We start from the raw sequence: 25,438 nt of genomic DNA, 5'->3' as shown, positions 1-25,438 counted from the left end.
TCGGGAAGGAAACGATCATGAGCGTCAAGTTCATCGGCTATATCGGCTTCAACAACAGCTCCGAAATCCAGTCGGCGGTGCGCAGCCGCGCGCTCGACAGGGATTATGTCGAAGCGGCGGCGAAGGCGCAGGAGGAGGGCGGCTTCGACCGCGTGCTGATCCCCTTCAGCTCCAACAGTCCGGAAAGCCAGATCGTCGCGGCCCATGCGGCGGCGATCACTTCGACGCTGGGCTTCCTGGTCGCGCACCGGCCCGGCTTCACCCAGCCCACCGTCGCGGCGCGCCAACTGGCGACGCTGGATCAATTGTCGGGCGGCCGCGTCGCCGTCCACATCATAACCGGCGGCGCCGACGAGGAAATGGCGCGGGACGGCGACACCAGAAGCGTGAAGGCGGAACGCTACGCCCGCACCGACGAATATCTGTCGATCCTGCGACAGGAATGGACGGCGGCCCAGCCCTTCGACCATCAGGGCAGGTTCTACGACGTCAAGCAGGCGTTCAGCGCCGTCAAGCCCGACAATCTGCCGGTCTTCTTCGGCGGCTCGTCGCCCGAGGCGATCGAGGTCGCGGGGCGCCATGCCGATGTCTATGCTCTTTGGGGCGAAACGCTGGAGGCGGTGCAGGACACCGTTCGGCAGGTGCGCCGCTCGGCGGTGCGCTATGGCCGCGATCCCGGCTTCTCCCTGTCGCTGCGCCCGGTGATCGCGGATACGGAGGAAGCGGCGTGGAAGCGCGCGGCAGAGATCGAGGAGCAGGTGCGTGAGAACCGCATTGCCGCCGGATTGCCGTTGACCGGCCACCGTCCGCCCAATGCGGGGTCGCTCCGCCTACTTGAAACCGCCAGCGCCAACCGGCGCGACAAGCGGCTATGGACCGGCATCGCCGCGCTGACCGGCGCATCGGGCAACAGCACGGGGCTGGTCGGCACGCCCGAGCAGGTGGCCGACGCCATGCTCGATTATTATGACATCGGCATCGACCATTTCCTGATCCGCGGCTTCGATCCGCTGGCGGATTCCATCCTCTATGGCCGGGAACTGCTCCCCGTCGTGCGGCGCAAGGTGGCCGAGCGCGAAAAGGCCGAACTGGCGCTGGCGGGCTGACATGGCGAAGAACAGGGGTGCGATCATCGCGGTGGCGCTGGTGGCGGTGGCGGGCTTCGGCCTTGCCGCCGCGAAATTCGGTGGCGGCGACGACAAGGTGCTGCGCGTCGCCAACCAGAAGGGGCAGGTCAAATCCATGATGATCGCCTCGGGCGTTCTCAAGGATGCGCCCTACACGGTCGAATGGTCGGAATTTCCCGCCGCCCAGCCCTTGCTGGAAGCGGTAGGGGGCGGCGCCGCGGACCTCGGCCTTGCCGCCGACGCGCCCTTCATCTTCGCCTATCAGAGCGGCAGCCCGGTCAAGGCGATAGGCATCCAGACGCCCTTCGCCCAGGCTGGCGAAGCGCTGGCCATATTGGTGAAGAACGGATCGCCCGCGCATTCGATACAGGATCTGATCGGCAAGTCGGTCGCCACGACGCGCGGATCGATCGGCCATCACCTGCTGCTCCAGGCGCTGGAGCGGGCGCATGTTCCGGCGGATCGGGTGCGCGTCACCTTCCTGCCGCCCGGCGACGCCAAGGCCGCCTTCGACAGCGGGGCCATCGACGCCTGGTCCATTTGGACGCCCTATACCAATGTGGCGATCAAGGAAGGCGCGCGGGCCGTCGTCGATGCGAAGGATTATGGCCTGCCGGTCTATATCGACATCGCCCATGGCGATTCCATCGGCCCCAAGCGCGCCCTGCTCGCCGATTTCCTCCGGCGGGAGGCGAAGGCCGTCGAGTGGGCCCGCGCGCACCCGGACGAGTTCGCGCAGGTGCTGGCCAAGGAAACCGGGCTGCCGCTCGACATCGCCCGCGCCAGTTTCGAGCGCAACAACCGCGTGGCGCGGCCCATCGACGGCAAGATCGTCGCGCATGAGCAGGACATCACGCAGCGCTTCCAGAGAGCCGGTCTGACCGAGGGCAAGCGCCCGGTGGCCGACGCCTTCGACCGCAGCTTCGGCACCGGCGGATGAAGCTGAGCTTCGTCGCCGCCAAGCATATCTAAAATTCAGATTTACTCATGAATCGGCTAGCGAAGTCATTTCTCAATCATATCGATAGTAAATAGATGGTCCCCGGAAACCGGGGGATATATTCATGAACCTTGACCGCCTTTATCTGTGCTCGACCGCGCTTGTCGCGGTACTTCTGACGTCCGCGCCCTCGCTCGCGCAGACCGTTGCAACGCCTGACAGCGCGGATGCCGAGGCGGCCGATTCGAGCGCCATCATCGTGACCGGCGTACGCGGCGCGCCCCGCACCGTGGCGGAAAGCCCCGCGCCCATCGATGTGGTCGGCGCGGAGAAGTTGCAGGCCACCGGCTCGGCCGAATTTGGCGAAGCGCTGTCCAAATTGCTGCCCTCGCTCAATTTCGGCGCGACCCATGCGGGCGTCTTCTCCATCGGGCGCCCCGTCACCAATCGCGGCCTGGCGCCCGCCTACACATTGGTGCTGGTCAACGGCAAACGGCGGCACAATGGCGCCTTCCTCAACAATTCGACCGCCGACACCTCGGGCGCGAACCCGGTCGACATCGACCTCATTCCCACCAGCGCGATCGACCGGATCGAGGTGCTGAAGGACAGCGCCGCCGCCCAATATGGCACGGACGCCATAGCCGGGGTCATCAATATCCAACTGGCCAAGAAGGAAGGGCTGAGCGGCGATTTCACCTATGGCACGCTCTACGACGCCAATGGCAGGCCGGACAGCTGGAAGGGGACGATCCGCTACGGCACGAAGATCGGGGAGGACGGCTTCCTGACCCTGAGCGGCGACATCCGCAAGCGCGGCGGCGCCTGGTGGAATCTGCCCGCGACCGACGCGAACATCTACGGCCTTCCCGCCAACCGCACGGTGGACCAGGTGGCGGCGACCAGCGGCCTCACCCGCGATCAGGTGCTGGCCAATGTCGCCGCCGCCAATGCCCGCAACGCCCAATGGAGCCGCGACGGCGCGCATAATGGCGACCCGCAGATCAAGGCGTTCAACCTCTCCTATAATGCCGAACTGCCGGTGACGGAGAATGTCACCCTCTACAGCTTCGGCACCTATGGCGAGCGCGACGCCCAGATCGGCAATAATTTCCGCCGCCCCAACAGCACCGCCAATTTCACCGCGCTTTTCCCGGACGGCTATTATCCGCTCAACAATATAGACGAGAACGACTTCCAGTTCGTCGGCGGTCTTCGGGGAACGCTCTGGGGCTGGGACTATGATGTCAGCTCCTCCTTCGGCCGCAACTACAGCCATCAATATTCGAAGCTGTCCGTTCGTCCTTCGCTGGGACCGACCAGCCCGACGAGCTGGCCCAATCTCGCCAATTTCGAGTTCCGGCAATGGACCCATAATGTCGATCTGCATCGGGAGGTTGAGATCGGCCTGGCCCAACCGCTTCAAATCTCCATCGGCGGCGAATATCGGCTCGACCGTTTCCGCACCTTCGCGGGCGATCCGCTGGCCTATGAACCGGCCACATACAGCTTCCGTCCCGGCGACCAGCAATATGACTGGAATGTCGGCGTCACCGCCTCGCCGGTGGTGCAGGGGGGCATCGTCCTCTCCCCCGCCGATGAAGCCGACATCAGCCGCAAGGTCTATGCGGGCTATGTCGATCTCGGCATCTATCCGCTCGACGCCTGGTATATCGGCGCCGCGATCCGCGCCGAACATTATAGCGACGGTTCGGGCAGTCCGGTCGGCCTGAAACTCAACAGCCGTTATGAGGTCAGCCCCACCTTCGCCATTCGCGGCACGGTGGGCACCGGCTTCCGCGCGCCGTCGCTGACGCAGATCGGCTATGCGCAGACCGATGGGCGCACTTCCTCCTTCTTCAACGCGCAGACCGGGCAGACCGAATTGCGGCCCACCGTCGCCAAGCTGGTGACGGCGGATTCCGCCGTCGGCCAGCTGCTGGGCGCGAAGCCGCTCAAGGCGGAAAAGACCTGGAATGCCGGGCTGGGCTTCGTCTTTACGCCCACGCCGTCCCTGTCGGTGACGCTGGACGGCTATTATATCCGCATCAAGAACCGGATCGAACGCACCGGGCGCCTGTTCGGGCCCGGCATTTCCGCCATCCTCGCGGCCAATGGCCTGTCGGACATCGAACAGGCCGAATATTTCATCAACGCCGCCGACACCACGACCAAGGGCTTCGACCTGGTGGCCGATTATTCGAGGAACCTGGGCGATCTGGGCAAGCTGGGCCTGACCTTCGCCTTCAACTATTCGAAGACCAAGGTGACGGACGTCGTCGCCACCCCGTCGCAACTCTTCGGTCCCACCGGCGCTTCGCTGCTGGGGGCGGGTTCGGTCTTCTTCGGCGGCGACAAGATCGGTGAGCTGGAAGTGCTCCAGCCGCACACGAAACTGGTCAGCACGCTCAACTGGAGCAAGGGCATTTTCGGCTTCAGCCTCACCGCCACCCGCTACGGCAAATATACGCAGCGCACGGCGGCGGGCGACGACCGTCAGTTCGGGGCGAAGGTCATCACCGACGCCAGCGTCAGCGCGAAGGTGACGGAATTCGCCACGCTTTCGGTGGGCGCCACCAATCTGTTCGACGTCCGCCCGGAAACCAACGGGCCGGGCAATCCCCAGACCGGGCAGGGCTATTACGGCCCGTCGCCCTTCAACCCCGCAGGCGGCTATTATTATGGACGGATCGCGCTTGCTTTCTGATCGCCGCACCTTCCTGGCGGGGGCGGCCGCCCTCGGCCTCGCCGCCTGCGCGGGGAAAAGCGGCCGCACGAAACTGGTGCTGGGCGACCAGGTCCATCTGCTGGAGTCGAAGGCGGAGGCGGCGGGCGCCCTGAACGACCTGCCCTATGACGTGCAATGGGCGAATTTCGTCGGCGCCGCGCCGCTGCTGGAGGCGCTTAACGCCGGGGCGGTCGACACCGCTCCGGCGGGCGACCTGCCGGTCGTGCTGGCCGCCTCGGCCGGCGTGCCGCTGAAGATCATCGCGGGTTCGATTTCATCGACCAAGGACATCGGCATTCTCGTGCCCGGCGACTCTCGGATCCGGTCCGTCGTGGGCCTTGCGGGCAAGCGCGTGATCGTGTCGAGCGCGAGGGGCAGCATATCCCATTATCTGCTGCTCGAAGCGCTCAAGGAAGCGAAGCTCGACCGGCGAAAGGTCGACATCGGCTTCATGCTGCCCAATGACGCCGCCGCCGCCTTCGCCGCCGGGCAGATAGAGGCATGGGCGACCTTCGGCACCTATCAGCTCGCGGCCGAACAGCGCGGCGCGCGCGTGCTGCGCAACGGGGAGGGGATCAACAGCGGCCTGACCCTGATCGCCGCGTCGCAAGCGGCGCTCGACAACCCGGCGAAGCGCGAAGCCCTGCGCGACGTCCTCGCCCGCCTCCGCAAGGCGAGCCTGTGGTCGCAGGCGCATCCCGCCGACTACGCCCGTATCTTCGTCCGGCAGACGAAGGTCGACCCCAAACTCGCCGCCCTGATCGTGGAACGGCAGAACCCGCTGCTGATCCCGCCTGACGCGACGGTGGTGAAGCCGTTGCAACGGGTGGTCGACCGCTTCCATGCCGATGGCGAGCTGCCGGCCCATATCGACGTCGCCTCGATCGTGGACGCAGGCTTGTTCCCCGCATGAGCGCCGCCAATCGATCGATAAGTCATTCTCATTGGGCGGTGTCCCGCCGCCTCCCTAAAATACCGCGCAAAGGAGCAGCGCCATGGCCACAGTCTTGAAGGACGACCGCTTCCGCCAGTCGGGCATCAGCGAAGCGGAATGGAAGGTCCGCGTCGATCTTGCCGCTTTCTATCGCCTGTCCGCCCTCTATGGCTGGGACGATTTCATCTACACCCATATCTCGGCGCGCGTGCCGGGGCCGGAGCATCATTTCCTGATCAACCCCTTCGGCCTGATGTTCGATGAGATCACCGCCTCCAGCCTGGTCAAGGTCGACCTCGACGGCAATGTCATCGGGGAAAGCGACTATGGCATCAACTATGCCGGATATGTGATCCACAGCGCGATCCACGGCGCGCGGGACGATGCCCATTATATCGCCCATTTCCACAGCGCCGACGGCATGGCGGTGTCGGCCTATGCCGAAGGGCTGCTGCCGCTCAACCAGCGCGCCCTGGCCCTGATCCCGCGCCTTTCCTACCATGATTATGAAGGCGTGGCGCTCAATCTGGACGAACGCGAACGGCTGGTGGCCGACCTGGGCGACACCAATGTCATGCTGCTGCGCAATCACGGCACGCTGGCGCTGGGTTCGACGCCGGGCGAGGCGTTCAGCGGCATCTATCATCTGGAGGAAGCCTGCAAGGCGCAGGTCCGCAGCCTTGCCGTGGGCCGCGACAGGGTGCTGATCGCCCCGGAAGCCGCGCAGGAGGAAGTCCGCCGCCAGATGAGCCGCGAGCGCAAGCCGGTGGAAGGCGCCAGATCGCATTACGACCTCGTCTGGGAGGCCGCGCTCCGCAAGGCGCAGCGCCAGTCGCCCGGCTTCGACGCCTGAGGGCATGGCGCAGGAAGGATGCGCGGCTGTGTCCGCCGCGCTCCTCTCCTTGTCGGTGGCTGTCCGTTGAGCGGGTGCCGGACGATGCGCGCATCGACTTGCGCCCGGTTGAAACCCTATGCGGTCGATTAGGCCGGCGAACGGATGCGCAGCGGGCGCGGGCCTGCATTCAATCCTCGAAGGAGATTTCCAGCGGCGGCAATCCGGCGATGGACGCGACCAGCCTGTCGCCTCTTCCTATCGGCCCCACTCCAGCGGGCGTACCGGTGAAGATGAGATCGCCGGGGGCGAGCGCCACATAGGTCGAAAGATTGGCGATGATTTCGGGCACCGACCATATCATCTGGGACAGGTCGCCGGACTGGCGAAGCTCTCCGTTGACAGCCAGCGAAATAGCCCCCGACGACGGCGGCAGACCGGGGCGCAGGTCTCCGACGGGTGCGGAATCGTCGAACCCCTTGGCCATGTCCCAGGGGCGGCCCGCCTTCTTCGCCTCCGACTGCAGATCGCGGCGTGTGAGATCGAGGCCGACGGTCCAACCCCAGATGGCCGCGCTCGCCTGTTCGGCGCCGATCTTCGCACCGCCCGAACCAAGCGCCACCACAAGCTCGGCCTCATGATGCAGATCGCTCGTCAAAGGCGGAAAGGGAAGGCGCGATCCATTCGCCGCGACGGCGTCGGACGGCTTTGAAAAGAAGAAGGGCGGCGCCCGGTCCGGATCGGACCCCATTTCCCGCGCATGGTCCGCGTAATTCTGACCGACGCAGAATATCCTGCGAATGGGAAAGCGCTCCTGCGATCCTTCTATGGCGATGGTTGCGGGGGAAAGCTTCGGGATCGCATGCATGGCCAGTCCTCATTCTGCCGGGCGCCGACGAAAGCGGGAGGATGCGATCCTCCCATGGCGCGCTGCCCCCGATGAGCACAGTTGCCCCCGATCAGGCAATAGCCCTGCTGTCGCGAAAGGCATTGGGAAGGTTTTTCGCGGGCAGGGGCACCCCAAGGCCAGCTTCACGGCCTGCAATTTCTGGACGGCCCTAAGCCAAGGTGCGCTTCGGTCTCTGAGGCTCAGCCTCGTGGCGGCCGCGTCTCGGGAAGCGTCAGCAGCACGGGAAGCACCGCCAGCGACACCAGCGCGATCATGATGCCCGGCGCTGCGGTCGATCCTGTTCGCTCCGTCAGCAGTTGTGCGAGCCACGGCGTCAGGCCACCGAACAATGCGGTCGCGGTCGTGGCGCCAAGGGCTAGCCCGCTCAGCCGCCCTGCGGCCGGAACCTGTTCGGCCGTCGTCACCGCGCCCACGGCACTGACGCCGCCCGCTAAAGCGGCGAGCACCACGGCGCCGGCCAGCGCCGACGACGTTCCCGCTCCGGCGAGCAGTCGGAAGGACAGATAGGGCAGCGCGGCCGACAGGACGGCCAGGGCGACGAGCACCGGGCGACGCCCGAACCGGTCGGCGGCCAGGCCCACAAACGGCGTCACGACAATCACGGCGACCGCCGCGACGGTCGCCAGTTTGAGCGCCTCCGCCTCGCCGAGCCCGCCAGACGAGACCAGATGGATCGGCAGGTAGGTGATGCCGACATAATAGGTGATCGATCCCAGGGCCGAGATGGCGAAGCCCCTCGCCACGCCTGCTCCATGGCGCGATACCGCATGACCGAGCGGCCTGCTCACCAGCGTCCCTGCCGCGCGATGAAGCGCGAACTCGGGCGATTCCCGCATCGCCGCGCGGGCCACCAGGATCGTGCCCGCCAGCGCCGCGCCGAACAGGAACGGCAATCGCCAGCCCCAGCTTTCAAGCGCCGGAGCGGGAAGAAGGCTCACGGTCAGCGCCGCCGCGCCCGCGGCCAGCAACCCGCCGACCTCGCTGGTCGCCGCCGCCATCGACGTGACGAGCGCGCGACGATGCGGCGCCGCGCCTTCCAGCAGATAGGCGACGACGCCGGTATATTCGCCCCCCACGGCAAATCCCATCACGCACCGCAGGGCCAGCAGCAATATCCCGGCGAGCGGGCCGATCTGCGCCACGGTCGGCAGCAGGGCGCTCAGCAGCATCGCCACCGTCATCAAGGCCATGGACAGGAGCAGCGTCGCCCTTCGCCCATGCCGGTCCCCGAAATGCCCGAACACCATCGCGCCCAGCGGCCGCATCAGATAGGCGACCGCAAACCCCGCCAGCGTCGTGAGCATCGCATTCCCGCCCACGAAGAACACGCGCGCAAGCACCGTGGCCAGGTAGAGGAACAGGGTGAAATCATACCATTCGACCACGGTGGACAGCGCCGCAAGGGTGAGCGAACGGCGGTCAAGTGGTTCAGAGGCGGGCATAAGCCATCCTTATCACCATCCGGCATGGCGGCAATCGCCGCGCCGACCTTTTGTGGAACGGGCGCGATGGACCGGTTGTCCGCCCTTCAGGAAAACTGGCCCGCGGCGGCGGGCGATCCGATGCGCTGCGCGAGCGCCCGCATCAGGAGCGAGCTTGACGCCGGATCGCACCGATCATAGCGTCCGCGACGGTTTGATGTTGCATTCGGAGACCTACTCCCATGGAAGAAAGCGCCAAGGAGCGTCCCCCCGGCTATCGATATTCGCGGCGGGGCACTTTGGCGCTGATCCGCGATCTTTCCGTCATCGACGATCGCCGCAACGCTCTGCTGCTCGTCCTCCAATGGGCAATAGCGATCGGCGCCGGGGCGATCGCCATCCATGTCGACCGAATTCCGGTTTACCTGCTGGCCGGCATCGTCATCGGAACGCGCATTCAGTGCCTGGCGGTGATGATGCACGATGCATGTCACGGCATGCTGTTCAGCAACCGGCGCCTCAACGACCTGATAGGGGACATATTCGTCGCCTATCCGCTCGGCTTCAGCGTCGACCTGTACCGTGCCAATCACCTGCATCACCACCGCTACACCAACACGCTGCGCGACCGCGATTATCGTGTCCAACGGCGGGATCCCGACCAGCATTTCCCGAAAAGCGCGGCTGCCATGGCCTGGCTGCTGGTCCGCAGCGTGACCGGCCTCAACCTCTATCGCATGGCGCGGGACAGCCGCGTCTGGGCGCCCTTCGCCAATTTCCACAATCCCCGGCGCTTCGGTTATGATTTTCCCCTGGGCCTGCGCATCCGCTATGTGCTGTGGGCGCTGCTCTTCTACGGCCTGATCCTGTTGTCGCCCTATCGCTGGAAGATATTGGGGCTCCTGCTGATCCCGCAGTTCATCTGGGCGAATGTCTTCAATCGGATCCGGGCAATGGCGGAGCATAACGGCGTCTCCGACGAAAGCGAGCTGAAGGGCACGCGCACGGTCATCCCCACCCTGCTCGACAGGTTCCTGATCGCGCCCTTCAACGTGAGCTATCACCTGGAACATCATCTGTTCCCGTCGGTGCCCTGGCCCAATCTGCGCCGGCTGCACGCGCATCTGATGACCGATCCGGTCTATGCGGCGGAAGCGCACGTCACGCAGAGCTATTGGGGCGTGATCCGGGAGTTGATGCCGCCGCCCCTGCCGGCAGGGGAAGGCGAACTTGCCGCCCGCCCGGAAGTAAATCCCTGATGCCGACCTGTTTTCGCGCCTGACGCCCGGCGCTTCTTGCCGATGAAGCGCGAAATCCCGGCGCCGCCCGACTATTTTGGTTCAGGACCGGGCAACGGCGCGGCCCCATCCACTTGAAGTCGCATTTTCATTATCTATCGCCCGTTGCAGCTGTCGGCGTACCTTCACGGCCGCCAGATCGTTGGACAGCAGCATGGGTTTGAGGTCGAAGAATTCCTCGCCCCCCATCTCCCTTTGGCTCGCGGCGATGATGGGGCCATCTTCCGTCTCGAACGCCGCGTGCATGGCCGCCGTCTTGAACCTGTTATAGTCTCCATCCTCTTCCGCATGGTTCCGGCGCGTGGCGAAGAAATAATGGGTCTCATTCTCGTCGCCGGGCGTGCAGCTGTGCAGGTCATATTGGCTGACGCCCTGTTCGAAGGGCACATCGTCCTGCGCGGCCGCGATCGACAACTGGATATTGGCGGGCGCCGTCCATGTGACGCGGATGCTGTGCCGCGCCGTCTCCTCCGGGCGGGGCAGGAAGGGGGCGAAGATTCCGATGGGCGGGGTCTGGCTGTAGTCCCAACTGGCCGAAACGCTGTGGTCCGTTTCCTCCACCTGCGGGATCAGCGGCGACAATTGTCCGCGCGTCGTGATGATCTCGCCATGGACGTAGTCGACATGGCTGAGGTCCATGACATTGTCCAGGATCAGCCGGTAATCGACCGGCAACTTCATATAGGTGTGGCCGACGCCGTTGGCATGGCCCTCGTCCAGCGGCGCGAAGTCGGGCAGCAGCGCGGGATCGGCGGCCTCCTCCGCCATCCAGATCCACAGGAAACCGTGCCGTTCGATCAGCGGAAAGCTGCGCACGACCTGTCCCTTGGGCAATTGGCCGCGGCCGTGCGGGTTGTGGACGCAATGCCCGCCCGCGTCGAACCGCAGTCCATGATAGGGGCAGGCGATGGCGTCGCCCACCCGGCTGCCCATGGAAAGCGGGGCGAAACGGTGCGGGCAGCGGTCCTGAAGGGCGACCGCCTCTCCCCGCGCATCGCGGTAGATCAGGATCGACATGCCCAATATCCGGCGGTGGAAAAGCTGCGTCGCATCGACTTCGCTGGAGAGGGCGGCGACGTACCAGGCGCGCTTGAGATACAGGCTCTTTGCAGACATGATGATCCTTTTCCCATGGTCGCCGCACGGATGGCGGCTGATGCGGATCGTTCAGCAAGCAGCGTGCCAGATTGCGCGTCTCCGCCCCGTCCGTTCCGCATAAGCGGGCCGAAATCCCGTTCTTCCCGGACAAGGGGTGGGAAGGACATGCCGCGCACGACCACCTGTATGGGGGTGGAACAGGATCGGACTGTTGAAAATCATCTGCTTCTTCCCCTATGGTTGTCGAATAATCGACAGGAGTGGGGCGTGGCGCGGGCAGGCGGATCGACATCGGGCAAGTCGGGACTGGGGACCGCATTTCACGATGGCGGAGTCGCGCCCACCGGGGACCGCGACCTTGCCGACCTGCGCGACAGCTTCCATTTCGACCCGGCAAGCGCGGAGATCCGCCTGGGCAAGCGGCGGATGCTGCTGGTCGACGACATCGTCCTGGGCCAGTTGCGGCGCGAACTGGTGCGCGCGCTAGGCTATGAAAGCGCGCGCATGCTGATGTCGCGCATCGGCTATGGCACCGGCGTCGCGGATGCGCAGCTCGCGCAGGAATTGCGGCATCGCGGCAGCCTGGAGGACATCTATCGCGCCGGTCCGCAATTCCATGCGCTGAAGGGGGCCGTGCAGGTCGAGGAACTGGCGTTCGAGGCGGATTTCGAGGCCGGGCGTTTCTACGGCGAATATGTCTGGCACAATTCGGCGGAATGCGCGTCCCATGTGCAGGAAATGGGCATCGGCGCGCATCCGGCGGGATGGCAGCAGGCGGGATATGCATCGGGCTATGCCTCCACCTTCTTCGGCCGGCCGATGGTGTTCCGCGAACTGGAATGCATCGCGATGGGGCATGACCGCTGTTATCTGGTCGGGCGGCCGGCGGATGAATGGCCGGACGCCGACGCCGAACTGCGCTGGTTCCGCGCCGACACCTACAGCCGTCGACCGGTGCCGCCGGACAGCGCAGGGCCGGTGGACGTGGACCTGCATATGGGCGCGCGCGCGATCGTGGGCGCGTCGTCCGGCTTCAACACGGTGCTGCATCTGGTGGACAAGGTCGCGCCCACCATGGCGCCCGTGCTGTTCCTGGGCGAAAGCGGCGTCGGCAAGGAAGTGTTCGCGCGCGAACTGCACAAGCGCAGCCGGCGCGCCGACAGGCCGATCGTCGCGGTCAATTGCGCCGCCATTCCGGAGACATTGCTGGAGGCGGAATTGTTCGGGGTGGAGAAGGGCGCCTTCACCGGCGCTGTCGCGACACGCCCCGGCCGGTTCGAGCGGGCCGCCGGCGGCACCCTGTTCCTCGATGAGATCGGCACGCTGTCCCTCGCCGCGCAGGGCAAGCTGCTGCGCGTTTTGCAGGACGGCGATTATGAGCGGGTGGGCGGGACGAAGACGCTGACCGCCGACGTCCGCCTGATCGCCGCCACCAATGCCGACCTGCGCGCCGAGATGGAGGCGGGCCGTTTCCGCGCCGACCTGTTCCACCGGCTGAGTCCCTTTCCCGTCTATATCCCGCCGCTGCGGGAGCGCCGGGCGGACATCCCGGTGCTGGCCAATCATTTCCTTGCCCGCCTCTGCCAGCGGCACGGCCGCGGCCTGCTGCGCCTGGAGGCGGAGGTCGTCCGCGCCTTCCACGACTATGGCTGGCCGGGCAATATCCGCGAGATGGAGAATCTGGTGGAGCGGGGCGTCATCCTGGCGGCGGACGGGGAGGCGATCGGCCTGCACCATCTGACGCTGGGCGTGGGCAACCGGACAGACGGCTTCGTGCCCGACCCGTTCCGCGATTTCGTCGCGCGCCGTTTTCGCCAGCATGGCAGGGGCGCTGAGCAGGATGTCGGCGCGATGCTGCTCGACAGCGGACTCAGCCAGCAACAGATCGCGGATCAACTGATTGCGGCCGCCCTGTGCCGCAGCGGCGGCAATGTCAGCGCCGCCGCCGCCGCGCTGGGCATGACGCGCGCGCAGGTGCAATATTGGAAGGGGCGGCGGGGCGGATGAAGGGCCCCGCCGGAAATCAACGGCCGTGGTCGGACGGCCGTTCCGTCACCGTCTTCACCGCCTGCCGGAAACCGTCGATCAGCGGCGATTCGTCGCCGGAGCGGTAGATCATGCACAGGTCGAACGCGGCCGGACCGTCATCTTCGGCCAGCGGTACATAGACCACGTCCGGCAATTGCAGCGTCCGCGCCGATTCCACCGCCGCCGCCAGTCCCACGCCGCTCGACACGAAGGCGACGGCCGTCACCACGTCGTCGACCGTCTGCACGACATTGGGTTCGATGTTGAGGTCGTGAAAGGCGCGCAGCAGGAAATTGCTGAACCCGCCCGACTGGCTGGCGCGGGGATAGAAGATCATCGGTTCCCCCGCCAGGTCCGACAGGGCGATGGATGCGCGGCCCGCCAGCCTGTGGTTGCGCGGCATGGCGATGATCATCGGCTCGTGCACCACGGTTTCCCATTGCAGTCCGGGATATTCCAGGAAGAATCGGTTGAAGCCGATGGCGATCCGCCGTTCCTGCAACGCCTTCACCTGCGTGTCGCGGTCCATATTGTGCAGGATCACCTCGACATTGGGATAGCGCTTTCGGAAATCGAGCACGATGCGCGGCACGATGTCGAGCACGGCGGACCCGAACACGCCCACGTCCAGCCGGCCGAGCGCGCCCTGACCGATCAGTTGCGTCGTGGCGCAGGCCTGCTCCACCAGGTTCAGGATGTTGACCGCCTCCGTATAGAGGGCCTGCCCGGCGGCGGTGGGTTCGACGCCATGACGCTTGCGCACCAGCAGGGACACGCCCAGCACTTCCTCCAGATACTGGATCTGGCGGGTCAGCGGCGGCTGGGACAGATGGAGTTCCTGGGATGCGCCCCGGATGCTGCCATGGCGCACGGTCTCCACGAAATAGCGCAGGTGGCGGATGTCGATGCGGTTCGCGAACATGTCTTGCGCCTTTCGATGCTGGTCGAGATATGCCTTACAGGTATCTCAAAGCGTATAAAACAGTATTATTGGGTAAGGCTATCCTTCGTTAGAAGGTCAGGCAACGACATGGAGAGGACAGTTGGCGCATTTCCAGCATTTCATCGACGGAACCTTCACGCACGGAACGTCCGGCAGGACTTTCCCCAAATATCGGCCCAGCGATGGCGCGCTGATCGGCCATGTGCATGAGGGCGGCCGCGCCGAAATCGACCTGGCGGTGCAGGCGGCGCGGGCGGCGCAGAAGGGCCCCTGGGCAAGGCTGACGGTGGACGATCGGTCCGACCTGATGCGGGCCGTCGCGGACGGCATCGTCCGGCGCTTCGACGATTTCGTGGCGGCGGAAATGGCCGATACCGGCCAGCCCCGGTCGATGATGGAACATGCCTTCATCCCGCGCGGCGCGGCCAATTTCCGGATCTTCGCCGACGTTGTGAAGAATGTCGCGACCGAGAGCTTCCAGACGCCGACTCCGGACGGGCGGGGCGCGCTCAACTATGCGATCCGCAAGCCCAAGGGGGTGATCGGCGTCATCTGCCCATGGAACGCGCCGCTGCTGCTGATGACGTGGAAGGTCGCGCCGGCGCTCGCCTGCGGCAACAGCGTGATCGTGAAGCCGTCGGAGGAGACGCCGGGCACCGCGACCCTGCTGGGCGAGGTGATGAACGATGCGGGCGTGCCCGCGGGCGTCTATAATGTCGTCCACGGCTTCGGCCCGGACAGCGCGGGCGGATATCTGACCCAGCATCCGGGCGTCGACGCGATCACCTTCACGGGGGAGACGCGCACCGGCACCGCCATCATGCAGGCGGCGGCGCATGGCCTGCGTGACGTGTCCTTCGAATTGGGCGGCAAGAACAGCGCGATCGTCTTCGCCGACGCCGATCTCGACGTGACGCTGGAGGCGCTGGGCCGATCCGTCTTCCTCAATTGCGGGCAGGTGTGCCTGGGCACCGAGCGGGTGTTGGTCGAGCGGCCGCTGTTCGAGGCGCTGGTCGCGGGTCTCAAGGAAAAGGCGGAGGCGCTCAGGCCCGGCGCGACCTTGGGCCCGCTCATCTCCGCCGAGCACCGCGAAAAGGTGCTGTCCTATTATGAAAAGGCCGTGGCGGAGGGCGCGAGTGTCGTGACCGGCGGCGGCGTGCCGACCATGCCCGAGGAACTTTCGGGCGGCCATTGGGTGCAGCCGACGATCTGGACCGGCCTGGCGGACGAGGCGTCGGTCTGGAACGAGGAGATTTTCGGTCCCTGCTGCCACATCCGCCCCTTCGACAGCGAGGAGGAGGCCATCGCCGTCGCCAATGCGACCGATTACGGCCTTTCCACCGCCATCTTCACGCGGGACCTGTCGCGCGCGCACCGCGTCGCGGCGGAGGTCGACGTGGGCATCACCTGGGTCAACAGCTGGTTCCTGCGCGACCTGCGCACGCCCTTCGGCGGCACCGGGCATAGCGGCATCGGCCGGGAAGGCGGGGTCCACAGCCTCGAATTCTATACCGAGCTGCGCAACATCTGCGTGAAGCTGTGACCGTGCTGGACGCGGCCGCCATCGCCCGGCACGGCGACGAACTGTACGAGGCGCTGGTCGCCGGCGCGACTGTCCCCAATCTGCGGGACCGGGTGCCGGGCATCACCATCGTCGATGCCTACCACATCCAGGCCCGCATGATCGGGCGGCGCGTCGCCGCGGGCGAGACGGTCGTCGGCAAGAAGATCGGCGTCACCTCCCGGGCCGTGCAGAACGCCATCGGCGTGTTCGAACCGGACTTCGGCATATTGACCAGCGCCATGGCCTATGACGATGGCGCGACCGTCCCGATCGAAGCGCTGATCCAGCCCAAGGCGGAGGCGGAGATCGCCTTCGTCCTGAAACGCGACCTGAAAGGCCCGGGCGTCACGGCGGCGGACGTGCTGGCGGCGACGGACCATGTCCGCGCCTGTTTCGAGATCGTCGACAGCCGCATCACGAACTGGGACATCCGCATCCAGGACACGGTGGCCGACAACGCCTCCTGCGGCGTCTATGCGCTGGGCCGCGAGAAGATCGATCCGCGCGACGTGGATCTGGCGCTGGCCGGCATGTGGGCGGAACGCAATGGCGAGCAGGTGGCCGTGGGCGTGGGCGCGGCCGTGCAGGGATCGCCCGCCAATGCGGTCGCCTGGCTCGCCAATACGCTGGGCCGGCTCGACATGCCCTTCCTGGCCGGGGAGGTGATCCTGTCCGGCGCGCTGGGGCCGATGTTCCCGGTGGGCGAGGGCGACCATATCGCCATGCGCATCGGCGGGATCGGCGATTGTTCCCTGACCTTCGGCCGGAGGACCGCCGATGCTTGATGCAGCAGCCATCGCCGAACTGGCGAACCGGGTGGACGGCGCCCAGTCGAACCGCCACACCATCGCGAAGCTGACCGACGATTATCCGGGCATGACCGTCGATGACGGCTATGCCGTGCAGGACGAATGCCTGCGCCGCTGGCAGGCGCGGGGCCGGGCGCTGATCGGCTACAAGGCCGGTCTCACCTCGCGGGCCAAGATGATCCAGATGGGCGTCGACGTGCCGAGCTTCGGCCTGCTGATGCGCGACACATGCGATGCGGAAGGCGGCGTGGTGCCGACCGCCGGGCTGATCCATCCGCGCGTCGAGGGGGAAATCGCCTATGTCATGGCCCGCGACCTGTCCGGCCCGGCCGTTTCCATCGATCAGGTCCATGCCGCGACGGACTTCATCCAGCCCGCCATCGAGATCCTCGACAGCCGGTTCGAGAAGTTCAGGTTCGACCTGCCGAGCGTCGTCGCGGACAATGGCTCCAGCGCGCGCTTCGTCATGGGCGGGCGGATGCGGCGGCCCAATGATGTCGACCCCGCGACCATCGGCATCGTGCTGGAAATCAACGGCGAGGCGGCGGCGCTGGCCTGTTCGGGCGCGGTGCTGGGCCATCCCGCCCGCGCCGTGCAGATGCTGGTCGCCTGGCTCCATGAGCGGGGGCGGATATTGCCCGCCGGCTCGGTGGTGCTGACCGGCGCCGCGACGGAAGCGATGCCGATCGCGAAAGGCGACATCGTTTGCGCCCGCTTTCAGGACATGGGCAGCATCAATGTGAGGATAGACTGATGCCGATTATATCCGTGGTCATTGGCGAAGGCCGCTCGATGGAAAAGAAATGGGCCTTCATCCGCGCCCTCACCAGGGCGACGGTCGAAACCATGGACGTGCGTCCCGACCAGGTGCGCGTGATCCTGAACGAAACCCCCTTGGACCATTATGCCGTCGCCGGCGTGACGTTCGGCGAAAAGGCGCAGCAGGGACAAAGTTGATGACCAAAGTGAAATGCGCCATCATCGGGCCGGGCAATATCGGCACCGACCTGCTCTACAAGCTGCTGCGTTCCGACAGGCTGGAGCCGGTCTGGATGGTCGGCGTCGATCCGGCGTCCGAAGGGCTGGCGCGGGCGCGGGAGCTGGGGCTGAAGACCACCGATGCGGGCGTCGACGGCCTGGTGCCGCATGTCGCCAGGGACGGCGTGAAGATCGCGTTCGACGCGACGTCGGCCTATGTCCATGCCGAAAACAGCCGCAAGCTGAACGAGCTGGGCGTGCTGATGATCGACCTGACGCCGGCGGCCATCGGTCCGCTTTGCGTGCCGGCGGTCAACCTGGCGCAGCAGGCGCGCGACGGCGCGGTCAACGTCAACATGGTGACCTGCGCGGGTCAGGCGACGATCCCGATGGTGAACGCGGTCAGCCGCGTCCAGCCGGTCGATTATGCGGAGATCATCGCGACGGTGGCGTCCAGGTCGATCGGCCCCGGCACCCGCAAGAATATCGACGAATTCACCCGCACCACCTCCGCCGCGATCGAGAAGGTGGGCGGCGCGGCGAAGGGCAAGGCGATCGTCGTCGTCAATCCCGCCGAACCGCCGCTGATGATGCGCGACACCGTCTATTGCGAGACCGCCGACGAGCCGGACCGGGACGCGATCGCCGCATCCGTGCAAGAGATGATCGCGCAGGTGCAGCGCTATGTGCCGGGCTATCGGCTGAAGAACGGGCCGACCTTCGAGGGGCGCAAGGTCTCCATCTTCCTGGAGGTCGAGGGGCTGGGCGACTTCCTGCCCCGATATGCGGGCAATCTGGACATCATGACCGCCGCCGCCGCGCGCACGGGCGAGATGTTCGCGCAGGAGATGATGGAGAGCGTGCAATGACGACGACGGCGCAGATCAAGGGCCGGAAGGTCAAGCTGCATGACATGTGCCTGCGCGACGGCATGCATTCGATGCGGCACCAGATCAGCCTGGACCAGATGATCGCCATCTCGACCGGGCTGGACGAGGCGGGCGTGCCCCTGTTGCAGGTGACGCATGGCGATGGGCTGGGCGGTTCGTCGCTCAACTATGGGCGCGGCGCGCATAGCGACCGCGACTATATCACCGCCGTCGCGTCCCGCATGAAGAACGCCACCGTGTCGGTCCTGCATGTGCCGGGCATCGGCACGCTGGACGAACTGCGCATGGCGGCGGATTGCGGCGCGGGCTGCGTCCATGTCGCGTCCCACTGCACGGAGGCGGACGTGACCGAACAGCATATCGGCCTCGGCCGGAAGCTGGGGCTCGACACGGTGGGCTTCCTGATGATGGCGCACATGACCTCGGTCGAAACGCTGGTCGAACAGGCGCTGCTGATGGAAGGCTATGGCGCGACGACCGTCTATTGCGTCGACAGCGCCGGTTACATGCTGCCCGAAGATGTGACGGCGCGGATCGGCGCGTTGAAGGGCGCGTTGCAGGCGGAGACGGAGATCGGGTTCCACGGCCATCACAATCTTGGCCTTGGGATCGCCAATTCGCTGGCCGCCGTGGCGGCGGGCGCCAGCCGGATCGACGGGTCCGCCGCCGGTTTCGGCGCTGGCGCCGGCAACACCCCGCTGGAGGTATTCGCCGCCGTGTGCGAGCGGATGGGGGTGGAAACGGGCGTCGACACCTTCCGCCTGATGGACGTCGCGGAGGAGCGGGCGCTGCCGATGATGGCGAAGCCCCCGCGCGCCGACCGGGACAGCCTGACGCTGGGCTATGCCGGGGTCTATTCCACCTTCCTCTACGCGGCCAAGGATTGCGAGCGCAAATATGGCCTGCCCGCCCGCGACCTGCTGGTCGAACTGGGCCGCCTGAAGATGATCGGCGGGCAGGAGGACATGATAGAGGATACCGCCCTCACAATGGCGAAGGAGCGCGGGCTGATTTCGGCCTGACGCCCGGTTTTCAGATCGGAGTGAAGAGCATGTCCGTTCCGGGCAGGAATTTCGGCGCCCATTGCGTGGTCGTCGGCGCGAGCGGCGCATTGGGCAAGGCGATCGTCGCCGGGCTGGTGGCGCGCAAGATGCATGTCGTCGCGGTGGCGCGGTCGCGCGAGCCGCTGGAGGCGCTGGTCGATCGCCATGGCGCGGGCGTGGTGATGCCGGTCGTGGCCGACTTCGCGTCCGACGATGCGGTCGATGCGCTTCGGGCGCGGCTGGACCGGCCGGTCGCCATGGTCGTCCATGCGCCCGGCGTGCCGGTGGCGGGCGGCATTCGCGCCGCGCCCACCGACGCGCTGGTGGAGGCCTGCAACATCAAGGTCGGCGGCTTCGTCCGGCTGGTGCGCGCGGTGGAGGACCGACTGCGCCGCCACAGCCGCCTCGTCGCGATCGGCGGCCATTACGGGTTCGAGCCGACCGCCTATGCCGCCACCGCCGGGGTCGCCAATGCGGCGCTCGCCAATGTGGTGCGGCAGATGAGCTGGGCCTATGGCGGGGAGGGGATCACCGCCCATCTTGTCGCCCCCGGCCCCGCCGATACCGATCGGCTGCACAAGGTCGCGGCGGCGCGGGCCTCGGAAAACGGCGGCTCGGTCGCGGACGAGCTGGACGCGATGCGCGGCGAATCCGCCATCGGCGCGCTCACCACCCCGGGCCAGGTCGCCTGGGCCGTGGCGATGCTGCTCGATGCGGAGGCGGACGCCATGGCGGGCGCGGCGATAATGCTGGACGCGGGCCGCCGGCGCGGCCTGCCTTGAGGAAGGAGAAGCGGCATGCCCATCGTGCAATTCCATCTGGTGGCGGACCAATATCCGGAAGAAGCCGTCGCCGCGCTGCTGGAGGCAGCCTCGTTCTTCTATGTGCAGGCGCTCTATCCCACGGTTTCGCCGCCGCCCCTGGAGCGGGTGCGCGCTTTCGCCACGAGCGTGCCGGCGCATCGCTGGGCGACGGGCGGCCGGCTGGTCAGCGATGGCGGGGCGGCAGCGCCCTGGTTCACCTGCATCGCCCTCGAAGGCCGCCCGACAGAACAGTTGCAGGCCCTGGCGGCGGGGTTCACCGACCTTGTCGAACGCCATCTGGGCTGCGACCGGTCGCTGATACGCGGCACGGTGATGCCGGTCGCCCCCGCGCTGTGGAGCATCGGCGGCGTTCCCGCCAGCGAGGCGCGCGCGTCCGAAGCGTCGCTGCGCGCCGGATGACGGGCCAAGGATGATGGGCAGGGGTGATGCGCATGGAGTATCACAGGCGAGCGGAAAGGGTATTTGTCGGTAATTCACCCCATGATTATGATCGGTGAAAAGAACAGAATGACTGGCAGGAGAGAGATCGGATGGACGATCGCGATGTTGAAGGCCTGACCCAAGCGGCGCCGTTTCAGATAGAGATAGGGGGCGTGCGCTTTCCCTGCCGCGCCGACCAGAGCCTGCTGGCGGCGATGATCGCGTCCGGACGCAAGGCGCTGGCCGTGGGATGCCGCAGCGGCGGGTGCGGCGTCTGCCGCATCCGGATACAGGCGGGCCGCTGTTCCACCGGGCATATGAACCGCGCCGTGGTGAGCGCCGCCGATGAGCAGGCGGGCATCGTCCTGGCCTGCCGCGCCTATCCGTCGAGCGATATTCGCGCCGTGCCGTTGCCGCGCGCATCCTTCGGCGCCGCCCCGGTCGGCCGCGCCGCATGAGCGCGATTGCGGAGATCGGCGCCCCCGCGGCGCAGGCGGTGGAGCGGATGCTGTCCGCCGGCCGCGCCCGCGCGGAGGCGATCGGCGCCCGCGTGCATGTCGCGGTCGTGGATGGGGCGGGCAATCTCGCGGGCTATCTGCGGATGCCGGGATCGTTCCTTAGTTCAGGCGAACTGGCGATCGACAAGGCCTATACCGCTGCCAGCTTCGCAATGGCGACGCGCGATTTCGGCGCGCTGCTGGAGCGGGCGCCCCGCCCGGTGCGCGACGGTTTGCTGCGCCGGCCGCGCCTGACGGAAGTTCCGGGCGGCTGTCCCGCCGAGGTGCAGGGGCGCCTGATCGGGGCGGTCGGCGTGTCGGGCGGCAGCGAAGTGGAAGACGAGGACATCGCCGCAGCCGCCCTGGCGGCCATGCTGCGCGACGATATTTCTGGGAGAGAATGAATGGCGATTCGTGGATTGCTCCGGGTCGGCGAAGTGTGCGTCAGGGTGTTCGACATCGACGACGCGCGCCGCCACTATGGCGAGCGGATGGGTCTTATCGAAACCTATCAGGGCGACCCCGACAAGCTCTATTACAAGGTCGCGGACGAGCATGACTGGTATTCGCTGGTCCTGGAGAAGGCCGATGCGCCCGGCGTCGAATATTTCGCCTTCCGCACCTATGAGGATGCGGAGATCGACCATTTCGCCGCGGCGCTGACCGAATATGGCCTTGCCGTCGAACATGTCGAGCCGGGCGTGTATCCCAAGAGCGGCCGGCGCATCCGCTTCACCCTGCCGTCGGGCCATGTCATGCACATCTATGCCGACAAGGAGAAGATCGGCAACGGCATGCCGACCCGCAACCCCGGCACCATTCCCGACGAAGGCTATATTCGCGGCTTCCGCTGCGTGCGGCTGGACCATGTGCTGCTGGGCGGACCCAACATCGTCGAGAACAGGGACATCTTCACCGGGATATTCGGCTTCACCGTCAGCGAGGAACTGGTCACGCAGGGGGACGAGACCCGGCTTGCGGTCTTCCTTTCCTGCTCCAACAAGCCGCATGACATCGCCTTCATCCTGCAACCGGATGGCAGCCGCTTCCACCATGTCTCCTTCCTGCTGGATTCGGTGAACGACCTGTTCCACGCGGGCGACCTGATCGGCAAATATGAAATCCCGGTCGACGTGTCGGTGAACCGCCATGGGGTGACGCGCGGCGCGACCATCTATTTCTTCGATCCGTCGGGCAACCGCAATGAAGTCTTCACCGGCGGCTATGTCCATTATCCCGATACGCCGACGCTGACCTGGGACACCAGCCAGTTGGGCAAGGCCACTTTCTCGCAGGACAATATGCCGCGCGAGAGCTTTCTGAACGTTCTGACCTGACGGTCATCGACAAGACAGGCCGCGACAAGGCGGCCGATACATAAGGGACAAGGGGAGTTTTATCATGAAGTCTGGAATTTCGAACGGCGCGTCCGCGCTGGCGGTGGCGCTCGTCCTTTCGACATCGGCCGCGATGGCGCAGGACGCCGCCGCGCCGCAGGAGAATGTCGGCCTCCAGGACATCGTCGTCACCGCGCAGAAGCGGTCCGAAAGCGCGCAGCAGGTGCCGATCGCCATTTCCGCCGTCACGTCGGAAGCGCTCCAGTCCAAGGGGCTGACCGACATCGCCAGCATTTCCGGACAGGCGCCCAACGTCACCCTGAAAAGCTCCGGCGCGTTCGGCGGGTCCAGCTCGACCCTCTTCACCTATATCCGCGGTATCGGCCAGAATGATTTCGGCTTCAACCTGGAACCGGGCGTGGGCGTCTATGTCGACAATGTCTACCTCGCCCGCAACATCGGCGCGAATGTCGACCTGCTGGACCTTCAGCGCGTCGAAGTGCTGAAAGGACCGCAGGGCACGCTGTTCGGCCGCAACACCATCGGCGGCGCGCTCAACATCGTCACCTCCGATCCGGGCGACGAATGGAAGGTGAAGGGCGAAGTCACGACCGGCCGCTACGATCGCATCGACGTGCGCGGCGCGCTGGAAGCGCCGTTGGCGCCGGGCGTGCTGCACATGGGCCTCGCCTTCTCCACCAAGCATCGCGACGGCTGGCAGAAGCGCATTCCCTATGAAGGCGATACCGGCAACAACCCGATCTGGCTGCTGGCGACCGGCGGCGCGTCGGGCGGCCCCGCCAACGGCAATACGGACGGCGCGATCCTCTTCCCGACGACGGCGAAGGACAGGCCCGACCGGTCGGGCAACATGAACCAGACCGCCGTGCGCCTGAAATTCCTGTTCACGCCCAATGACAGGCTCACCATGCGGCTGATCGGCGACTATCTGAACGTGGATGAGCAGGCGACGCCCTTCTCGCTGCTGGCGGTCAACCAGAATGCCTATGTCGCGCTCTACAACACCTGCATCTCGGGCAATCCGGCCTTCTACGCGCCGGTCGCCGCGCTGGCGGGCGTGCCGGCCGCCGGCGTGACCGACCTGTGCCAGGGCGTGCGCGGCAATGCCGGGTCGCCGGCCGGCATCCAGCCTTCGCTGGAAAGCCAGGCGGGGCAGAACCTGCCCTATGACAACCGCCATGTGATCCGCAACGCGGACGGCAGCATCAATCCCGATCTCAGCTACGCCAGCGGCGCCAATTACAACAAGATCGACAATTACGGCATCAATGGCCAGATCGATTACGACCTGACCGATGCGCTGACGATCAAGTCGATCACCGCCTATCGCCGGCTGAAGTCCAAATTCGGCGCCGACATCGGCGGCGCGCCCTTCTCCGCGCTCGCGCCCACCTTCGCGGATTGGGAAAACCAGCTTTCGCAGGAAGTGCAACTGGTCGGCAATATATGGGAAAACCGCTGGAAATTCGTGCTGGGCGGCTATTATTTCCATGAATATGGCCGCCACGCGGACCGGGTGCCCTTTATCGGCGGCATGATCCAGATCGTGTCGAACGACCGTTACGACACCAAATCCTATGCCGCCTTCATGCACAACAATATCGATGTCATCCCCGACAGGCTGGGGCTGACCCTCGGCATCCGCTATACCCGCGACGACAAGCGCTTCACCGGCACGCAGCGGGACGAAAACGCCTTCGGCCTGCGCTTGACCCAGGCGCCGCCCGCGCTCGTCCTGCCCGATCCCAACGACATCTACCGCGTCTATCCGCTGGGCGAAAACAGCATGTCGTTCGAAAATGTCTCCTACCGGATCGGCGCGGAATATCACATCAACCGCCGGGTGATGGCCTATGCCTCCTACGCCACGGGCTACAAGGGCGGCGGCTGGACCACGCGCCTGACGCTGCCCAATTTCACCGTCGTCAACGGCGTGCCGGTCAAGCTGCCCGCGCCGACCTTCGGCCCGGAAAAGGCCTATACGACGGAAATCGGCATCAAGTCCGAACTGTTCGACCGCCGCGTCCGGCTGAACGTCGCGGCCTTCAACACGGAATATAACAGCATCCAACTCACCTTCCAGAACGGGTCGTCCCCGGTCACCGCCAATGGCGGGGACGGACGCATCCGCGGCGTGGAGGCCGAGCTGAACCTGGCCCCGGTGCGCAACTGGACGCTGGACGCCAGCCTTGGGTATCTGGACGCGGAATATCAGAGCATCCTGCCCGGCGTGCCGCTGACGGGGAAGGAGAAGTTCGTGAACACGCCCAAATGGCAGGCGCAGGCGGGCACCGCCTACACTTTCGAGACCAGCGGCATCGGCAGCTTCACGCCGCGGGTCGACTGGACCTATGCCAGCAAGACCTATAATGACGAGGCGAATACGCCGGTGCTGGCCACGCCGGCAGGCAGCTTCTTCAACGGTTCCGTCACCTGGCGCGCGCCCGGCGAACGCTACGAAATTCAGGCCGGGGTCACCAACATCGCCGACCGCCGCGCCGTCGTGTCCGGCTACACCAATGCGGAGGCGATCTATTCGGGCGTATTCAGCCGCCCGCGCGAATGGTTCCTGACCCTGCGCGTGCGCAACTGAGGACAAGGGGGTTCCCGTGGCCGGTCGGGCGTCGCGGGACAGAGGGCGCAAGGGACGGTTCCCGCGCGCGGCCTGCCATGACCGTCCGGATCGGCCGCCTCCGCAGCCCGGTCCGGGCGGTCCTTTTTTTGGGCGGGAAGGGGGCGGGCGCGATTTCGACAAAATTGTCGACGGCGGCCCGCCCTTGACAAAATTGTCGATGC

General features: G+C 66.1%; 23 protein-coding genes. 19 read left to right on the top strand and 4 right to left on the bottom strand.

Annotated elements, in window-relative coordinates; all coding sequences use genetic code 11:
- The first annotated feature begins 17 nt into the window (after window positions 1-17).
- The 5 genes from EWH10_RS15625 (at window position 18) to EWH10_RS15605 (ending at window position 6,582) form a co-directional block, all read left to right on the top strand.
- Window positions 18-1,106 carry an LLM class flavin-dependent oxidoreductase gene (locus EWH10_RS15625; protein ID WP_065846456.1) on the top strand — a complete coding sequence of 363 codons (1,089 nt, stop codon included), beginning with the start codon at window positions 18-20 and terminating at the stop codon, window positions 1,104-1,106.
- A gap of 1 nt (window position 1,107) precedes the next feature.
- Window positions 1,108-2,067, top strand: coding sequence for an ABC transporter substrate-binding protein (locus EWH10_RS15620; RefSeq protein ID WP_065846455.1), 960 nt, complete (start codon window positions 1,108-1,110; stop codon window positions 2,065-2,067).
- A gap of 124 nt (window positions 2,068-2,191) precedes the next feature.
- Window positions 2,192-4,774: a TonB-dependent receptor plug domain-containing protein gene (locus EWH10_RS15615; protein ID WP_065846454.1), complete on the top strand. Its 2,583-nt coding sequence runs from the start codon at window positions 2,192-2,194 to the stop codon at window positions 4,772-4,774.
- Entirely contained in the window at window positions 4,764-5,708 is a 945-nt protein-coding gene (locus tag EWH10_RS15610) for an ABC transporter substrate-binding protein (RefSeq protein ID WP_207212590.1), read from the top strand. The genes EWH10_RS15615 and EWH10_RS15610 overlap by 11 nt, the downstream gene beginning before the upstream one ends.
- An 82-nt stretch (window positions 5,709-5,790) precedes the next feature.
- On the top strand, window positions 5,791-6,582 hold the full coding sequence (locus EWH10_RS15605; protein WP_065846452.1) for a class II aldolase/adducin family protein: 792 nt from the start codon (window positions 5,791-5,793) through the stop codon (window positions 6,580-6,582).
- Window positions 6,583-6,751: 169 nt separating this feature from the next.
- On the opposite strand, the gene EWH10_RS15600 is transcribed toward EWH10_RS15605, so the two are convergent.
- Entirely contained in the window at window positions 6,752-7,429 is a 678-nt protein-coding gene (locus tag EWH10_RS15600) for a fumarylacetoacetate hydrolase family protein (RefSeq protein ID WP_065846451.1), read from the bottom strand.
- A 221-nt stretch (window positions 7,430-7,650) separates the two neighbouring features.
- A complete protein-coding gene (locus tag EWH10_RS15595) occupies window positions 7,651-8,913 on the bottom strand; it encodes an MFS transporter (protein WP_065846450.1) in 1,263 nt (420 codons plus the stop codon).
- A gap of 221 nt (window positions 8,914-9,134) precedes the next feature.
- Between EWH10_RS15595 and EWH10_RS15590 the strand changes: the two genes are divergently transcribed.
- Window positions 9,135-10,151 carry a fatty acid desaturase family protein gene (locus tag EWH10_RS15590; RefSeq protein WP_065846449.1) on the top strand — a complete coding sequence of 339 codons (1,017 nt, stop codon included), beginning with the start codon at window positions 9,135-9,137 and terminating at the stop codon, window positions 10,149-10,151.
- Between the two features lie 81 nt (window positions 10,152-10,232).
- Here EWH10_RS15590 and EWH10_RS15585 read toward each other — a convergent pair whose 3' ends face one another.
- Complete coding sequence (locus tag EWH10_RS15585) at window positions 10,233-11,306, bottom strand: aromatic ring-hydroxylating oxygenase subunit alpha (RefSeq protein ID WP_061936133.1); 1,074 nt, start codon at window positions 11,304-11,306, stop codon at window positions 10,233-10,235.
- Window positions 11,307-11,555: 249 nt separating this feature from the next.
- On the opposite strand from EWH10_RS15585, the gene EWH10_RS15580 reads away from it, so the two are divergent.
- The gene (locus EWH10_RS15580; protein ID WP_065846479.1) at window positions 11,556-13,295 is read left to right on the top strand and encodes a sigma-54-dependent Fis family transcriptional regulator; all 1,740 of its coding nucleotides are present in this window, start codon (window positions 11,556-11,558) and stop codon (window positions 13,293-13,295) included.
- Window positions 13,296-13,311: 16 nt separating this feature from the next.
- Here the strand turns inward: EWH10_RS15580 and EWH10_RS15575 are convergent, their stop codons facing one another.
- Entirely contained in the window at window positions 13,312-14,238 is a 927-nt protein-coding gene (locus EWH10_RS15575) for a LysR substrate-binding domain-containing protein (RefSeq protein WP_048575941.1), read from the bottom strand.
- A gap of 121 nt (window positions 14,239-14,359) precedes the next feature.
- Between EWH10_RS15575 and EWH10_RS15570 the strand changes: the two genes are divergently transcribed.
- The 12 genes from EWH10_RS15570 (at window position 14,360) to EWH10_RS15515 (ending at window position 25,235) form a co-directional block, all read left to right on the top strand.
- Window positions 14,360-15,802 (top strand): 2-hydroxymuconic semialdehyde dehydrogenase, encoded by a 1,443-nt coding sequence (locus EWH10_RS15570; RefSeq protein WP_065846448.1) that lies wholly within the window; start codon window positions 14,360-14,362, stop codon window positions 15,800-15,802.
- Window positions 15,799-16,608, top strand: a complete 810-nt coding sequence (locus EWH10_RS15565) for a fumarylacetoacetate hydrolase family protein (protein WP_083199059.1) — start codon at window positions 15,799-15,801, stop codon at window positions 16,606-16,608. The genes EWH10_RS15570 and EWH10_RS15565 overlap by 4 nt, the downstream gene beginning before the upstream one ends.
- On the top strand, window positions 16,601-17,386 hold the full coding sequence (locus EWH10_RS15560) for a 2-keto-4-pentenoate hydratase (RefSeq protein WP_065846447.1): 786 nt from the start codon (window positions 16,601-16,603) through the stop codon (window positions 17,384-17,386). Before EWH10_RS15565 ends, EWH10_RS15560 begins: the two co-directional genes overlap by 8 nt.
- On the top strand, window positions 17,386-17,589 hold the full coding sequence (locus tag EWH10_RS15555; protein ID WP_025548043.1) for a tautomerase family protein: 204 nt from the start codon (window positions 17,386-17,388) through the stop codon (window positions 17,587-17,589). The genes EWH10_RS15560 and EWH10_RS15555 overlap by 1 nt, the downstream gene beginning before the upstream one ends.
- Window positions 17,589-18,479, top strand: a complete 891-nt coding sequence (locus EWH10_RS15550; protein ID WP_025548042.1) for an acetaldehyde dehydrogenase (acetylating) — start codon at window positions 17,589-17,591, stop codon at window positions 18,477-18,479. Before EWH10_RS15555 ends, EWH10_RS15550 begins: the two co-directional genes overlap by 1 nt.
- Window positions 18,476-19,522, top strand: a complete 1,047-nt coding sequence (gene dmpG / locus EWH10_RS15545; RefSeq protein ID WP_025548040.1) for a 4-hydroxy-2-oxovalerate aldolase — start codon at window positions 18,476-18,478, stop codon at window positions 19,520-19,522. The genes EWH10_RS15550 and dmpG overlap by 4 nt, the downstream gene beginning before the upstream one ends.
- Window positions 19,523-19,551: 29 nt before the next feature.
- The gene (locus EWH10_RS15540) at window positions 19,552-20,325 is read left to right on the top strand and encodes an SDR family oxidoreductase (RefSeq protein ID WP_102999889.1); all 774 of its coding nucleotides are present in this window, start codon (window positions 19,552-19,554) and stop codon (window positions 20,323-20,325) included.
- 15 nt (window positions 20,326-20,340) lie between these two features.
- The gene (locus tag EWH10_RS15535) at window positions 20,341-20,766 is read left to right on the top strand and encodes a tautomerase family protein (protein WP_044661076.1); all 426 of its coding nucleotides are present in this window, start codon (window positions 20,341-20,343) and stop codon (window positions 20,764-20,766) included.
- 131 nt (window positions 20,767-20,897) lie between these two features.
- Window positions 20,898-21,245 (top strand): 2Fe-2S iron-sulfur cluster-binding protein, encoded by a 348-nt coding sequence (locus tag EWH10_RS15530; RefSeq protein WP_025548035.1) that lies wholly within the window; start codon window positions 20,898-20,900, stop codon window positions 21,243-21,245.
- Window positions 21,242-21,688 carry a GlcG/HbpS family heme-binding protein gene (locus tag EWH10_RS15525; RefSeq protein ID WP_025548034.1) on the top strand — a complete coding sequence of 149 codons (447 nt, stop codon included), beginning with the start codon at window positions 21,242-21,244 and terminating at the stop codon, window positions 21,686-21,688. Before EWH10_RS15530 ends, EWH10_RS15525 begins: the two co-directional genes overlap by 4 nt.
- Window positions 21,689-22,621, top strand: a complete 933-nt coding sequence (locus EWH10_RS15520) for a catechol 2,3-dioxygenase (RefSeq protein ID WP_025548032.1) — start codon at window positions 21,689-21,691, stop codon at window positions 22,619-22,621.
- A gap of 64 nt (window positions 22,622-22,685) precedes the next feature.
- Window positions 22,686-25,235, top strand: a complete 2,550-nt coding sequence (locus EWH10_RS15515) for a TonB-dependent receptor (protein WP_065847830.1) — start codon at window positions 22,686-22,688, stop codon at window positions 25,233-25,235.
- Window positions 25,236-25,438 lie beyond the last annotated feature (203 nt).

This window comes from Sphingobium fuliginis (assembly GCF_004152845.1).
GTDB lineage: Bacteria > Pseudomonadota > Alphaproteobacteria > Sphingomonadales > Sphingomonadaceae > Sphingobium > Sphingobium fuliginis.
This window is presented reverse-complemented; position numbering and strand designations above follow the sequence as displayed.